Source organism: Streptomyces sp. NPDC058678, assembly GCF_042714835.1.
Lineage (GTDB): Bacteria > Actinomycetota > Actinomycetes > Streptomycetales > Streptomycetaceae > Streptomyces.
Map to the genome: position 1 here is coordinate 148,297 of NZ_JBHXSG010000010.1, position 13,384 is coordinate 161,680.

Sequence of the window (13,384 nt, forward strand, 5' to 3'; positions counted from 1 at the left end):
TGAACCCCGCCTCGTGCACCTGCCGCAGCGGCCTACGCCGACAGCTCCCACACCGCGTACGCGAGCGCGTCGCTGTTCCGGTTCAGGGCGGTGTCGTTGATGTTGGCGGTCGTGTCGCAGGACGAGTGGTAGCAGCGGTCGAACGCCTGCCCCGCCGTACCGCCCCACTTGGCCGCCTGCGCCGCCGACTTGGTGTTGCTCGCGCCGGTGAAGAGGCCCCCGACCGGCACGCCCGCGCTCTTGAAGGGCGCGTGGTCGGAGCGGCCGTCTCCCTCGGTCTCGATCTCCGTCGGGACGCCGAGTCCGGCGAAGTAGTCCTTGAACGTCTTCTCGATCGCCGGATCGTCGTCGTAGACGAAGTAGCCGGGGTTCGGCGAGCCGATCATGTCGAAGTTCAGATAGCCGCTGATCCGGGCGCGGTTGGCGGTGGAAAGGTTGTTGACGTAGTAGCGGGAGCCGACCAGGCCCAGCTCCTCCGCGCCCCACCAGGCGAACCGCAGGTGCTTGGTGGGCCGGTAGTCCGCCCGTGCCACGGCGAGCGCGGTCTCCAGGACGGCCGCCGACCCGGACCCGTTGTCGTTGATGCCCGCGCCGGACGAGACGCTGTCGAGGTGCGAGCCTGCCATCACCACCTGGTTGGCATCGCCGCCGGGCCAGTCGGCGATCAGGTTGTAGCCGACGCGGCCGGAGGCGGTGAACTGCTGGATGGCGGTGGTGTAGCCGGCGGCGTCGAGCTTGGCCTTCACATGATCGAGTGAGGCCTTGTAACCGGCGCGGCCGTGCGCCCGGTTGCCGCCGTTGGCGGTGGCGATGGACTGCAACTGCGCCAGGTGCGCCTTGACGTTGGCCACGGGGATGTCGGGCGCGGCGGCCACCGCGGGCTCGGACGCGGCGGCCGCCGCGGGGTCCGGTGCGGGGGCCGCGCCGGCTATGGATCCGCCGGCCAACAGGGAAACGGCCGCGAAGACGGCGGTGGCCGTGACGCGGCCGGGAACCGAGAGCTTCATGTGGGGGGCTCCGAATTCCTTGGGAATCACAGGGATTCCACAGCGAATGGGGTGCCCGATGGTGAAGCTGAGGCTGACGCTCCGTCAAGAGCGCAATCCGGTCAACGCTGTTCACATAGCGGACAACCCGTGCTCACTGCACGCAGAACTCGTTGCCCTCCGGATCCGCCATCACCACCCACTCGCCCCCCGGCTCCTTCACCTCCCGCAGCACACTCGCCCCGAGTCCGGTCAGCCGCTCGACCTCGGCCGCGCGCCGCCCGTCGCCGGGGTGCAGGTCGAGATGGAGCCGGTTCTTGACCGTCTTCGCCTCCGGCACCCGCTGGAACAGCAGCCGCCGCCCCAGCCCGGTCCCGCTGTCCTCCTCGTACGGGTCGTCCGGATGCCGTACGGCGACCAGGTCCCGGAAGGCGAGGCGGGCGTGGTACTCGACGGTGGCCTCGCGCGGCAGGGCGCCGAGCTCCAGCAACCGCTGGATGAGCGCGTTGTTGTCCTCGGCCCGGTAGTTCAGCGCGGCCGCCCAGAAGTCGGCCTGGGCGTGCGGATCGGCGGCGTCGATGACGAGCTTCCAGTGCACGGGTGCGGGTGTCTGCGTCATGCCCACCAGTTATAGCCGCCGGGTCCGACAACGGGGCGTCGGCCCGCCCACCGGGTCACCTGAGGGAACCGGCCTCCGCTTCCCGCACGTCGTACGCGGCCCGCGCCACCGCGATCTCCTCCTGGTGCGCCTCGGTCCACTTCACCAGGGACTGGATCGTGGCGTGCAGGGTCCCGCCCAGCGGCGTCAGCTCGTAGTCGACGCGCGGCGGCACCACCGGATGCACCGTCCGCTTCACCAGCCCGTCCCGCTCCAGCGAGCGCAGCGTCACGGTCAGCATCCGCTGGCTGATCCCGTCGATCTCGCGGCGCAGCTCGGTGAACCTGAGCCGCCGGTTCTCCAGCAGTGCGATGACGAGCAGCGACCACTTGTCGGCGACCCGGTCGAGGATCTGCCGTACCTGGCAGTCCTCCCGGGTGTCCCACTGGAAGGGATCGGCCTCGCCGTAGTCCACGGTGCCCGCGCAGTTACTCGGTGACTTAGAAGTGCCCTCTTCCATGCCTGTCGATGCTGCCGCACGCTGAAGTCGGTTACAAGAGGGAACCGACCCTCACTCCCGTAACCGCCCCCCTACATGTGGAGTACTGCCATGGGCACGCGCGCGTGGGCGCTCTTACTCGTCCTGTGCGGAACGATCTTCCTGGAGGGCATCGACGTCGCGATGATGGCGGTCGCGATCCCCTCGATCAGATCCGACCTCGGCCTGACGACCGGCACCGCGGCCTGGGTGATGAGCGCCTATGTCCTCGGGTACGCCGGTTTCACCCTGCTCGGCGGCCGGGCCGCGGACCTGCTCGGCCGCCGCCGGATGTTCCTGACCTGGCTGACCGTCTTCCTGCTCTTCTCGGGGCTCGGCGGCTTCGCCACCGAAGGCTGGATGCTGGTCGTCGCCCGATTCGTGACCGGGGTGTCGGCCGCGTTCATGACGCCGGCGGCCATGTCCCTGATCACCACGTCGTACGAGCAGGGCCCGCGGCGCGACAAGGCCCTGCTGGTGTTCGCCGGCACCGCGGCCGGCGGCTTCTCCCTCGGCCTCGTGGTCGGCGGCCTGCTCACCCAACTCGGCTGGCGATGGGTGTTCTTCGCGCCGGTGCTGCTGGCGGGCGCGCTCCTGATCGCGGCCGTACGGCTGGTTCCGGCGCAGGACACTCCGCTCGGCGAGCGCCGGGGCTTCGACCTCCCGGGCGCGATCACCGCCGCCGGCGCCATGCTGCTGGCCGCCTACACCGTCGTCCGCCTGGAACACGGTGTGGACGGATGGCGCGCGACCGCGGCAGCGGCCCTCGCGGCACTGCTCCTGGCCGTCGTCTTCGTCGCCGCCGAGCGGCGCACGGCCGACCCACTGGTCCGGCTCGGCATCCTGCGGACGGGCTCGGTGGTGCGCGCGGACCTGGGCGCGCTGCTGTTCGTCGGGGCCTTCTTCGGCTTCCAGTTCGTGGTGACGCTGTACTTGCAGGAACTGCGCGGCTGGTCGTCCCTCCAGACGGCGATCGCCCTGGTGATCATGGGCTGCGACGCGGTGCTGGCGCCGACCCTCACCCCGAAGCTGGTGGCCCGGTTCGGCAACGCCCGGGTGATCGTCGGCGGCTTCGTGCTGGCGGTCGTCGCGTACGGGCTGTTCCTGCCGGTCGGCATGGACTGGTCGTACGCCGCGATGTTCCCGACGCTGATCATCGCGGGCACGGCCTTCGCGCTGGCGTACGGGCCGCTGTCGATCGCGGCGACGGACGGGGTCGACGGGTCCGAACAGGGGCTGGCGAGCGGGCTGCTGCACACCGCCACGCAGTTCGGCTCGGCGATCGGGATCTCGGCGGTGACGGCCGTCTACGGCTTGGCGTCCGCCGGGTCGGGGCCCGAGGCGACGCTCTCGGCCTTCCGGGTGGCCCTCACCGTGCCCGTCGGCATGGTGGCGCTGGGCCTGTTCGTCTCGGCCCTGAGCGTGCGGGCGGAGCGGCGTGCGGTGCGCAGGGCGTCCCAGGTGAGCAGCGTCAGCGCCAGCCAGACCAGCGCGAACCCGACCCAGCGCTCGGGCGGCATGGCCTCGTGGAAGTAGAGGATGCCGAGCAGGAACTGGAAGACCGGGGCCAGGTACTGCAGCAGACCCAGCGTGGACAGCGGCACACGGATCGCGGCCGCACCGAAGCAGACGAGGGGGATCGCGGTGACGATGCCGGTCGCGGCGAGCAGGGCCGCGTGGCCCGCGCCCTCGGTGGCGAAGGTGGAGTCGCCCCGGGCGCCGAGCCACAGCAGATAGCCGAGGGCGGGCAGGAACTGGATCGCGGTCTCCGCGGCCAGCGACTCGACGCCGCCCAGGTTGACCTTCTTCTTCACCAGGCCGTAGGTGGCGAACGAGAAGGCGAGGGTGAGGGAGATCCACGGCGGTTGGCCGTAGCCCAGGGTGAGCACGAGGACGGCGGCGAGACAGACGCCGACCGCCGTCCACTGCACGGGCCGCAGCCGCTCCTTCAGGAGCAGGACGCCCATGGCGATGGTGACCAGGGGGTTGATGAAGTAGCCGAGCGAGGCCTCGACGACGTGACCGGAGTTCACGGCCCAGATGTAGACGCCCCAGTTCACGGTGATGACGGCCGCGGCCACGGTGATCAGCGCGAGCCTGCGCGGCTGCCGCAGCAGTTCACCGGCCCAGGCCCAACGCCGGACGACGACGAGCGCGACGGCCACGAAGGCCAGGGACCACACCATCCGGTGGGCGAGGATCTCGGCCGCTCCGGCGGGCTTCAGCAGCGGCCAGAAAAGGGGAACCAGCCCCCACATCCCGTAAGCCGCGAAGCCGTTCAGCAGCCCTATGTGCCGCTCACCTTTCGGCTTCCCGCTCACGGGCCCCTCCTTCTCGCGCGCTGCCTGCCTGCAAGAAGGTAACGCCGAGCACCCCCGTGTGTCATGTCCGTATCGCTACACGGTCATGACGGACGGGGGTGCCGGTACGCCTGTGCCGACTCGGGTCAGCCCTTGAGCGCGGCGGCGATCGCCTCGGCGAGCGGGGTGGTGCGACGCCCGGCCAGGCGGGACAGGTCACCGCTGGAGACCACCAGCTCGCCCTTCTCGATCGACGCGTCCACGCCGGCCAGGATCTCGGCGAACGGACCCGGCAGGCCGGCACCGGTCAGGATGCCGACGAAGGCGTCGGTGGAGACGGGGGAGTAGACGATCTCCTTGCCGGTCTGCCGGCTCAGCTCGGCCGCGTACTCGGCGAAGCTCCACGCCTCGTCGCCGCCCAGCTCGTACGTCTTGTTCTCGTGCCCCTCGCCGGTCAGTACGGCGACCGCGGCGGCCGCGTAGTCGGCCCGCGAGGCGGAGGAGACCCGGCCCTCGCCGGCGGCGGCCACGACCGCGCCGTGCTCCAGCACCGGGGCGAGCTGCTCGGTGTAGTTCTCGTGGTACCAGCCGTTGCGCAGCAGGGCGTACGGCACGCCGGAGGCGATCACGGCCTCCTCGGTGCCCCGGTGGTCGTCGGCCAGCGCGGCGCTCAGGCTGCCGGGGGCGCTGGTGTAGGCGAGCAGAGCCACACCGGCCTGCTTGGCGGCGTCGAGGACGACCTTGTGCTGGCCGACCCGGCCCTTGTCGAACTCGCTGCCGGAGATCAGCAGCACCTTGTCGCCGGCGGAGAACAGGCCGTCGAAGGAGGCGGGGGCGTTGTAGTCGGCGAGCGCGATCTTCACCCCGCGGGCCGCGAAGTCGGCGGCCTTGTCCGCGCTGCGGACGACGGCGGTGATCTGCCCGGCCGGAACCTTCTCCAGCAGCTGTTCCACGACGTGGCGGCCAAGGTTTCCGGTGGCTCCGGTGACAACGATGCTCATGATCTGCGATCTCCTTGTGGGGTGCGGTTCTGTCACTAACCCTAGGGGATGCGCTAACTCTGGGAAAGTACCCACTTTGAAGTAAGGTACTGGCATGGCCGTAAGTGACAAGGTAGTAAGCGCACCTCTGGTGGCGGGCGAGGCGATGTGCCCGCATCGCCTGATCCTGGAACACGTCACCAGCCGCTGGGGCGTGCTCGTGCTGATCGCACTCCTCGACCGCCCCCACCGCTTCAGCGAACTGCGCCGCGCCATCGGCCGCGTCAGCGAGAAGATGCTCACCCAGACCCTCCAGACCCTGGAACGCGACGGCCTCGTCCATCGCGACGCCAAGCCGGTCATCCCCCCGAGGGTCGACTACTCCCTCACCGACCTCGGCCGCGAGGCGGCGGAACAGGTGCGGGGGCTGGCGATGTGGACCGAGGAGCGGATGGCGGAGGTGCTGAAGGCGCGGGAGGTGTACGACGCGCACAGAAGGGCCCCTGAGCAGGGGTGACGCGTTCTGCGGTGGTCGTACGAACGAATGCGGGCGGCGCCCGCGGGGCACACGTGGGGCAGGGCGCCGGTCGATGTGAGCCTCACGTCCTCCCATGCGCCCTCCCTCCGCCTCCCACGCCGACTTGAACCGCAGGGCACGCTGGAACGCGGAGTGCCACGCCCACTGTGCACCGGCCTGCGATGCCACCGATCGGCGCACGGTGACCGGATCCAGGGGGACGCCTTGACATGGGCACACAGAATTTGGCCGCGTTGAGGATCGGCTCCGCCGTGGTGGCGGGGCTGGGCAGGATGTGGCCTCCCTTCGCGCGCGGGGGCCGCCGGCGACGACACGAGGAGCTTCTGCTCGAACTCGTCCGCCAGCTCGCCGGGACGACCGCGCAACTCGCCGGGATGACCGCGGAGCTGCATCGCGCGAACCTGCTCCGGCATCACCGTCTGATGATGGACCAGTGGGACCGCGCGATCGACGACCCCTCGTTCGCCGCCGTCCTGAGCACCCTCGAGGGGATCTCCGAGGAGAAGCGCCGCCAGATGCTCTTCGCCAACCGCGCCTACCAGACGGTCCTGCTGGCCCACCGGGTCGGCATCGTCGACCAGGACGAACTGCTGGGCCACCTGCGCATGCTGTGCCGCGGCGAGCTCTTCCAGGAGTTCTGGTCACGCACGGTCGAGCATCGGCGCAGTCTGAAGTCCGACTCGTTGGAGAAACGTATCGGCGAGGCCGTGGACGTCCTGCTGGACGAGCTGGCCGACGATCCCGAGGAGTGGTGGATCGTGGGACCCGGGCCCGTCGCGCCGGACGCGCCGTGCGACTGAGGATGGGCCGTGCGGCTGACTCGTGCGCCCGAGTGGTCGGACAAGTGACGGCGCACGGGTGTACTTGGGCGTGGCGGGCAGGCTGCCCGGTTAGGGCTTGACGGTGCGTAATGAGCCTTCGTCTGCCCGAATCGTCCGTCGCCTCGGCGCCTCCCCCCGGCAGAGGGGAAGCCTGTCAGGTGAGTCCTGTCCCGACCTCTTCGAACTGACGGACGGTAACTTCGCGGTCATCGGCACCGAGGCCACCGCCGCGCTGGAACCCCACCTCCCCGCGGACGCAGCCCGCGCCGACTACGAGCGCATCGTCGTCATCACCCGCGAGACGCTGATCCGCGCCAAGAAGGACATCCCCGACGCATGACGTCACAGGGCACGGTGCCGTGGTGAACGGCACCGGGCGCCCGCGTGCGTCGGTCGCGGGGCGCCCGCGTGCGTCGGTCGCTGGTCGGCCCACGGCCGTCCGGCCGCCGGTCAGCCCACGACCGTCCAGGTGTCCCCGCCCGCCAGCAGCGCCCCCAGGTCGCCCTTGCCGTTCTGCTCGATGGCCCTGTCGAGCTGGTCGGTCATCTGCGTGTCGTAGACGGGGCGGTCCACGGAGCGGAGGACACCGATGGGCGTGTGGTGGAGGGTGTCCGGGTCGGCCAGCCGGGACAGCGCGAAGGCGGTCGTGGGGGACGTCGCGTGGGCGTCGTGGACCAGGACGTCCGTCTCGTTGTCGGGTGTCACCGTGATCACCTTCAGGTCGCCGGTCGCCGGGTCGCGTACGACGCCGCGTGAGCCGTCCGTGCCGAAGCGGATCGGCTGCCCGTGCTCCAGGCGGATCACGGCCTCCTGGGCCTGTTGCTTGTCCTTGAGGGCGTCGAAGGCGCCGTCGTTGAAGATGTTGCAGTTCTGGTAGATCTCGATGAGCGCGGTGCCGGGGTGTGCGGCGGCCTGGCGCAGCACCTCGGTGAGGTGCTTGCGGTCGGAGTCGATCGTGCGGGCCACGAAGGAGGCTTCGGCGCCGATCGCCAGGGAGACCGGGTTGAAGGGCGCGTCCAGCGACCCCATCGGCGTCGACTTGGTGATCTTGCCGACCTCGGAGGTGGGGGAGTACTGGCCCTTGGTGAGCCCGTAGATCCGGTTGTTGAAGAGCAGGATCTTGAGGTTCACGTTCCGGCGCAGGGCGTGGATGAGGTGGTTGCCGCCGATCGACAGCGCGTCCCCGTCGCCGGTGACGACCCACACGCTCAGGTCGCGCCGCGAGGCCGCCAGCCCCGTGGCGATCGCGGGTGCCCGGCCGTGGATGGAGTGCATGCCGTACGTGTTCATGTAGTACGGGAAGCGGGAGGAGCAGCCGATGCCGGAGACGAAGACGATGTTCTCCTTGGCCAGGCCCAGCTCCGGCATGAAGCCCTGCACCGCGGCGAGGATCGCGTAGTCACCGCAGCCGGGGCACCAGCGCACTTCCTGATCGGACTTGAAGTCCTTCATGGACTGGCGGGCCTCGGCCTTGGGGACGAGCGAGAGCGCCTCGATCGTGCCCGTGCCTTCCGTGGACGTCTCAGTCATCGATGGCCTCCTTCAGAGCCTTGGCGAGCTGTTCCGCCTTGAACGGCATGCCGTTGACCTGGTTGTAGGAGTGGGCGTCGACGAGGTACTTCGCCCGGACGAGGGTGGCGAGCTGGCCGAGGTTCATCTCGGGGATCACCACCTTGTCGTAGCCCTTCAGAACGGTGCCGAGGTTGCTGGGGAAGGGGTTGAGGTGGCGCAGGTGGGCCTGCGCGATGGACTCGCCGGCCGTGCGCAGCCGCCGTACCGCTGCCGTGATGGGTCCGTAGGTCGAGCCCCAGCCGAGTACCAGGGTGCGGGCGCCGTGCGGGTCGTCGACCTCGATGTCGGGGACGTCAATGCCGTCGATCTTGGCCTGGCGGGTGCGGACCATGAACTCGTGGTTGGCGGGGTCGTAGGAGATGTTGCCGGTGCCGTCCTGCTTCTCGATGCCGCCGATCCGGTGCTCCAGACCCGGCGTGCCGGGGATCGCCCACGGACGCGCCAGGGTCTGCGGGTCACGTTTGTAGGGCCAGAAGACCTCGGTGCCGTCGTCCAGGGTGTGGTTCGGGCCCAGCGTGAACTGCACGCGCAGGTCGGGCAGTTCGTCCAGGTCGGGGATGCGCCAGGGTTCGGATCCGTTGGCCAGGTAGCCGTCTGAGAGCAGGAAGACGGGCGTGCGGTAGGTCAGCGCGATGCGTGCCGCTTCCAGGGCGGCGTCGAAGCAGTCGGCCGGGGTGCGCGGGGCGACGATCGGGACCGGGGCCTCGCCGTTGCGGCCGTACATCGCCTGCAGCAGGTCCGCCTGCTCGGTCTTGGTCGGCAGACCGGTCGACGGGCCGCCGCGCTGGATGTCGATGATGAGGAGCGGCAGTTCCAGGGAGACGGCCAGCCCGATCGTCTCGCTCTTGAGCGCCACGCCCGGGCCGGAGGTCGTGGTCACGGCCAGGGAGCCGCCGAAGGCCGCGCCCAGCGCCGCGCCGATGCCGGCGATCTCGTCCTCGGCCTGGAAGGTGCGGACGCCGAAGTTCTTGTGCTTGCTCAGCTCGTGCAGGATGTCCGAGGCCGGGGTGATCGGGTAGGAGCCCAGGAAGAGGGGCAGGTCCGCCTGGCGGGACGCGGCGACCAGTCCGTAGGACAGGGCCAGGTTCCCGGAGATGTTTCTGTAGGTGCCGGTCGGGAACGCCGTCGTCGCCGGGGCGATCTCGTAGGAGACGGCGAAGTCCTCGGTCGTCTCGCCGAAGTTCCAGCCCGCGCGGAAGGCGGCGATGTTCGCGGCCGCGATGTCGGGCTTCTTGGCGAACTTCGACTTCAGGAACCTCTCGGTGCCCTCGGTCGGCCGGTGGTACATCCACGACAAGAGGCCGAGCGCGAACATGTTCTTGCTGCGCTCGGCCTCCTTGCGGGTGAGGTCGAAATCCTTGAGGGCTTCCACCGTCAGTGTGGTCAGGGGGACCGGATGGAGGTGGTAGCCGTCGAGTGAACCGTCCTCGAGGGGCGAGGTGCCGTACCCGACCTTCTGCATCGCCCGTTTGGTGAACTCGTCGGTGTTGACGATGATCTCCGCGCCGCGAGGCACGTCGGCGATGTTCGCTTTGAGGGCCGCCGGATTCATGGCGACCAGCACATTCGGCGCATCACCCGGCGTGAGGATGTCGTGGTCGGCGAAGTGGAGCTGGAAGGAGGACACGCCGGGCAGGGTGCCGGCGGGGGCGCGGATCTCGGCCGGGAAGTTCGGCAAGGTCGACAGGTCGTTGCCGAAGGACGCCGTCTCCGAGGTGAAACGGTCACCGGTGAGCTGCATTCCGTCACCCGAGTCACCCGCGAAACGAATGATCACCCGGTCGAGACGGCGGACATCCTTCACGCCTGCCGCTTTGCGCTGCTCTCCCACGACGGTTCCGTCGGCCTGCTCCGCTGGACTACTGACCTGCGTCACTGAACTGGACCTCCCTCGAGGCGGCTGTCTGGGAGTGACCTTCCCGCAGGCCCTCCCAAAATCAACCCTACGACCGTAAGGGTCGCCTTCCCTGGGTCATTCGCATGATGGACACGCCCTTGAGACGGTTTCGAGAACCGACTTTTCATGATTTGGCCGCCCCCCGGCGCTTCCCTCGAAGACGCTCCCCGTCACGCTTCGGTTCCTACCGCTCCGCCTCCACCGCTGGAGTAGGGCATGAGCGGGACATAGGGCATGAATGGGACATGAAGTCGGACATGGAATCGGGCAGTCATGAGTTCAGGTAGGTGAGGACCGCGAGGACACGCCGGTGGTCGCCGTCGCTGGGGGACAGCCCGAGCTTCAAAAAGATGTTGCTGACGTGCTTCTCGACGGCTCCGTCGCTCACGACCAGCTGCCGGGCGATCGCGGAGTTGGTCCGGCCCTCGGCCATCAGCCCCAGAACCTCACGCTCCCTCGGGGTGAGTCCCGCGAGCACGTCCTGCTTGCGGCTGCGACCCAGCAGCTGCGCGACGACCTCGGGGTCCAGGGCCGTACCTCCCTGGGCGACCCGCACCACCGCGTCCACGAACTCACGCACTTCGGCTACCCGGTCCTTCAGCAGATAGCCGACGCCGTGGCTGGAACCCGCCAGCAGTTCCGTGGCGTAGCGCTCCTCCACGTACTGCGACAGCACGAGAACGCCGAGACCGGGATGAGCCTTGCGCAGCTGTACGGCGGCTCGCACCCCCTCGTCGGTGTGCGTCGGCGGCATCCGTACGTCCGCGACCACGACGTCCGGCAGCGCACCCTCCGCGTCCAGTTCGGTGATGGTCTTGATCAGCGCTTCCCCGTCACCCACCCCGGCGACGACGTCGTGCCCACGGTCGGTCAGCAGCCGGGTCAGTCCCTCCCTGAGCAGCACCGAATCCTCGGCGATGACCACACGCACTCTGTCCTCCACGATCACGATCCTCGGCCCCCCACAGCCCCGACTCCCCGCCCGCCCGGACGACAAAGTCCAGCATTCCAGCATTCGGACCCGGGCGGGCCCGGGCGAGGGGATTCAGCAGGAATACGCGCACGGTACGGCGGGTTCCGGCCTCCGGCACGGCGTGCGGCCGGTCAGCGGACGGGTCCGACGAACCCAGCCGGCCGGCGGGCCACGCCCGACGCTTGAGGAGGAGGCCGCTCAGGCCGAACGGGCGCGCCGGGGGAGCGTGGCACCCCGCCTCTCGGCACCCCGCCCCTCGGCGGCCCAGGACTCCGGCGGCCTACGACTCCGGCGGGCCGGGGGCCCGGCGCTGCGGGCCGGCCCGGCACCGGGGGTCCGGGGGTCCGGTATCCCCGGGGGTCCGGTACCCCGCCCCCCGGCGGCCGGGTATCCCCGGGGGTCCGGTACCCCGCCCCCGGCACCTTGCCCCCGCCGGGCCCCTGGCACGCCGGGGGCCCGGGGTCCGACGCTCCACCATCCCGCCCTCCCGGCGGGGTCGAAGGGGCGGAGCCCCTGGGGATGGGAACGGGTAGGGCGGCGGGGGCGAAACAACACCCCCGCCGCCCTGCCGCGTGGCTCGGTCCGCCGTCGAGCCCCGCCGCCCTGCCGCGTCGCCCAGTCCCACTGCCGTGCCGCGCAGCTCAGCCATGTCGGTCAGCCGCGCAGCCCAGCCCGGCAGCTCAGCCCGGCAGCCCAGCCCCGCAGCCCAGCCCAGCCCCACACTCACCGCATCGCCGGCTCCGCCCGCCAAGGCAGCTCCGCGGTCACCCGGGTAGGCCCTCCCGCCGGCGAGTCCACCACCAGAATCCCGTCCACCGCGTCCAACCGCTCCGCGAGCCCGGCCAGCCCGGATCCACCGGACGTGTCCGCCCCGCCCACCCCGTTGTCCACGACCTGGAGCATCAGCCGGTTCTCCACCCGCCACACATCCACCGCCGCCCACGTCGCCCGAGCGTGCTTGCTGATGTTCTGCAGCAGCTCCGACACCGTGAAGTACGCGATCCCCTCGATCGCCGCCGCCGGCCGCGCCGGCAGATCCACCTCCACCTGCACCGGCACGGCGCACCGCGAAGCCACCGCCGACAGCGCCGCATCCAGCCCCCGGTCCGTCAGGACCGCCGGATGGATCCCGCGCGCCAGGTCCCTCAGCTCCTGAAGCGCCGTCTTCACCTCACCGTGCGCGTCGTCCACCATCCGCGCCGCTGCCTGCGGATCCTCGGTGAGCTTCTCCTTCGCCAACCCCAGATCCATGGCCAAGGCCACCAGCCTCGCCTGCGCCCCGTCATGCAGGTCCCGCTCGATACGCCGCAGGTCCGCCGCGGCGGTGTCGACGACGACCCCCCGGTCCGACTCCAGCTCCACCACCCGCGCCGACAGCCGGGTCGGCCCGAGCAGCCCGTGCACCATCACCCGGTCCACCATCGTCAGGGCCCGCACGATCCACGGCGTGGCCAGGGTGAACAACAGCCCCACCAGTGCCGTGACGGTGATCTCGAAGGGGTTGTCGAGGTAGATGTGGTGGCCTTCGTCGCCGTACAGCTGAAGCCCGTCCTGCCCGCCGTACATCGGGAAGAGCCAGAACCACAGCGGGTACGTCATCAGCGACCACCCGATCAACCAGAAGTTCACCGCGACGACGAACGAGAAGACCGCCCACGGCAGGTACAGCAGCGCGTACAGCAGGGTGCGCCAGGACGTGCCGCTCTTGAGGACGGCCCCCATCCAGGCCGGCACGCCCCGCTTACGCATCCGCAGCGGCTCCGGGTCGTCCACCTCGAGACCCAGCAGCCCGCGCGCCCGGGCCCGCTCCACCGCGCCGAAGCCCCGGCAGCCGGCCAGCCCCGCCGCCAGCACCGGGATCCCGAGGAACGTCACGAGCAGGCCCGCGCCCACCGAGACCATCGTGACGGCGTACGTGAACAGCAGCACGCTGATCGGCAGGCCCAGCAGCACATAGCCGAGCTCGCGCAGACTGCGTGCCTCGAACGGCGCCCGCAGCGCGGCGGGCAGCCGATGCTCGCGGGTACTTTCCGCGAACCCGAGCCCGCTGTCGTGGCCGAAGCCCTGTCCGTAGTCCGAGTCGGTGGCCATCGGCGTAGTCCTTCTCCCTCGTTCCGCGACTGTCCGGTCGTACGTCGTGTCGTACCTCCACCCTGCTCGGCCGCAGGTCCGCGGACCATG

Annotated in this window: 12 protein-coding genes and 1 pseudogene; 4 read left to right on the top strand and 9 right to left on the bottom strand. The window is 70.3% G+C overall.

Annotated features, from left to right (window positions below; genetic code table 11):
• Nucleotides 1–32 precede the first annotated feature (32 nt).
• The 3 genes from ACFWWR_RS12890 to ACFWWR_RS12900 all read right to left on the bottom strand — a co-directional run bounded on the left by ACFWWR_RS12890 (nucleotide 33) and on the right by ACFWWR_RS12900 (nucleotide 2,104).
• Complete coding sequence (locus tag ACFWWR_RS12890; protein ID WP_383867625.1) at nucleotides 33–1,007, bottom strand: M28 family metallopeptidase; 975 nt, start codon at nucleotides 1,005–1,007, stop codon at nucleotides 33–35.
• Nucleotides 1,008–1,140: 133 nt separating this feature from the next.
• The gene (locus ACFWWR_RS12895; RefSeq protein WP_383867623.1) at nucleotides 1,141–1,605 is read right to left on the bottom strand and encodes a VOC family protein; all 465 of its coding nucleotides are present in this window, start codon (nucleotides 1,603–1,605) and stop codon (nucleotides 1,141–1,143) included.
• Between the two features lie 55 nt (nucleotides 1,606–1,660).
• Complete coding sequence (locus ACFWWR_RS12900; RefSeq protein WP_383867621.1) at nucleotides 1,661–2,104, bottom strand: winged helix-turn-helix transcriptional regulator; 444 nt, start codon at nucleotides 2,102–2,104, stop codon at nucleotides 1,661–1,663.
• A 165-nt stretch (nucleotides 2,105–2,269) separates the two neighbouring features.
• Here ACFWWR_RS12900 and ACFWWR_RS12905 point away from each other — a divergent pair.
• Nucleotides 2,270–3,349: pseudogene (locus ACFWWR_RS12905) on the top strand (MFS transporter); the annotation flags it as partial.
• Nucleotides 3,350–3,429: 80 nt separating this feature from the next.
• Here the strand turns inward: ACFWWR_RS12905 and rarD are convergent.
• The gene (gene rarD / locus ACFWWR_RS12910) at nucleotides 3,430–4,380 is read right to left on the bottom strand and encodes an EamA family transporter RarD (RefSeq protein ID WP_383867790.1); all 951 of its coding nucleotides are present in this window, start codon (nucleotides 4,378–4,380) and stop codon (nucleotides 3,430–3,432) included.
• Between the two features lie 188 nt (nucleotides 4,381–4,568).
• Nucleotides 4,569–5,423, bottom strand: a complete 855-nt coding sequence (locus ACFWWR_RS12915) for an SDR family oxidoreductase (RefSeq protein WP_384303200.1) — start codon at nucleotides 5,421–5,423, stop codon at nucleotides 4,569–4,571.
• Between the two features lie 94 nt (nucleotides 5,424–5,517).
• Here ACFWWR_RS12915 and ACFWWR_RS12920 point away from each other — a divergent pair, with 94 nt between their 5' ends.
• The 3 genes from ACFWWR_RS12920 to ACFWWR_RS12930 all read left to right on the top strand — a co-directional run bounded on the left by ACFWWR_RS12920 (nucleotide 5,518) and on the right by ACFWWR_RS12930 (nucleotide 7,101).
• On the top strand, nucleotides 5,518–5,919 hold the full coding sequence (locus ACFWWR_RS12920) for a winged helix-turn-helix transcriptional regulator (protein ID WP_383867617.1): 402 nt from the start codon (nucleotides 5,518–5,520) through the stop codon (nucleotides 5,917–5,919).
• A gap of 230 nt (nucleotides 5,920–6,149) precedes the next feature.
• Nucleotides 6,150–6,740: a DUF6082 family protein gene (locus ACFWWR_RS12925; protein WP_383867615.1), complete on the top strand. Its 591-nt coding sequence runs from the start codon at nucleotides 6,150–6,152 to the stop codon at nucleotides 6,738–6,740.
• Nucleotides 6,741–6,843: 103 nt separating this feature from the next.
• Nucleotides 6,844–7,101 (top strand): hypothetical protein, encoded by a 258-nt coding sequence (locus tag ACFWWR_RS12930; protein ID WP_384303202.1) that lies wholly within the window; start codon nucleotides 6,844–6,846, stop codon nucleotides 7,099–7,101.
• Between the two features lie 110 nt (nucleotides 7,102–7,211).
• Here the strand turns inward: ACFWWR_RS12930 and ACFWWR_RS12935 are convergent, their stop codons facing one another.
• The 4 genes from ACFWWR_RS12935 to ACFWWR_RS12950 all read right to left on the bottom strand — a co-directional run bounded on the left by ACFWWR_RS12935 (nucleotide 7,212) and on the right by ACFWWR_RS12950 (nucleotide 13,294).
• The gene (locus ACFWWR_RS12935) at nucleotides 7,212–8,291 is read right to left on the bottom strand and encodes a 2-oxoacid:ferredoxin oxidoreductase subunit beta (RefSeq protein ID WP_383867611.1); all 1,080 of its coding nucleotides are present in this window, start codon (nucleotides 8,289–8,291) and stop codon (nucleotides 7,212–7,214) included.
• Complete coding sequence (locus tag ACFWWR_RS12940; RefSeq protein ID WP_383867609.1) at nucleotides 8,284–10,209, bottom strand: 2-oxoacid:acceptor oxidoreductase subunit alpha; 1,926 nt, start codon at nucleotides 10,207–10,209, stop codon at nucleotides 8,284–8,286. Before ACFWWR_RS12940 ends, ACFWWR_RS12935 begins: the two co-directional genes overlap by 8 nt.
• A gap of 292 nt (nucleotides 10,210–10,501) precedes the next feature.
• The gene (locus tag ACFWWR_RS12945; RefSeq protein WP_383867788.1) at nucleotides 10,502–11,161 is read right to left on the bottom strand and encodes a LuxR C-terminal-related transcriptional regulator; all 660 of its coding nucleotides are present in this window, start codon (nucleotides 11,159–11,161) and stop codon (nucleotides 10,502–10,504) included.
• Nucleotides 11,162–11,926: 765 nt separating this feature from the next.
• The gene (locus tag ACFWWR_RS12950; protein ID WP_383876464.1) at nucleotides 11,927–13,294 is read right to left on the bottom strand and encodes a sensor histidine kinase; all 1,368 of its coding nucleotides are present in this window, start codon (nucleotides 13,292–13,294) and stop codon (nucleotides 11,927–11,929) included.
• Between the last annotated feature and the right edge of the window lie 90 nt (nucleotides 13,295–13,384).